Source organism: Vibrio sp. Vb1980, from assembly GCF_033338615.1.
In the GTDB taxonomy this organism is placed as follows: domain Bacteria; phylum Pseudomonadota; class Gammaproteobacteria; order Enterobacterales; family Vibrionaceae; genus Vibrio; species Vibrio alginolyticus.
In genome coordinates, this window is the sequence record NZ_JAWOSZ010000185.1 from 1 (window position 1) to 515 (window position 515).

Annotated in this window: 1 protein-coding gene; it reads right to left on the reverse strand. The window is 48.9% G+C overall.

Going from position 1 to position 515, the window contains the following annotated elements; all coding sequences use genetic code 11:
• Positions 1-111 precede the first annotated feature (111 nt).
• Positions 112-515 (reverse strand): eL32 family ribosomal protein (locus R7F64_RS24415; protein WP_318072226.1); only part of this gene is annotated, 404 nt, incomplete at its 5' end.

Here is a 515-nt window from a genome sequence, read left to right on the forward strand (position 1 = left end):
TGGAATTCTGCACTCTGGTTTTTCTCGGTCTCCAGCCAGTAGTGATCCTCCTTTCCATTTTTGAGATACGGAATGGGCACAATCCAGAGGTAATTAAAATCTGAGGGCCATCTATTCATTCTCTTCGCTGCGTAGCCTGGCGTTGGGATTGGTGACTCTGATGGCCAGCTGTGCTGCTCTTTCTACGATGGCTTTTCGGTTCTTAGAGGACACATTGTGAGCAATCTCAGCACAGTAAGATTTGTTGCACATCAGCAGCACTTCCAGCTCCTTGACATTGTGGACCAGAAACTTCCGGAAGCCGCTAGGCAGCATGTGCTTGGTTTTCTTGTTACTCCCGTAACCAATGTTGGGCATCAGGATCTGGCCCTTGAATCTTCTCCGCACCCTGTTGTCGATGCCTCTGGGTTTCCGCCAGTTTCGCTTAATTTTCACATATCGGTCCGACTGGTGCCTGATGAACTTCTTGGTCCAGTCGGACCGATATGTGAAAATTAAGCGAAACTGGCGGAAAC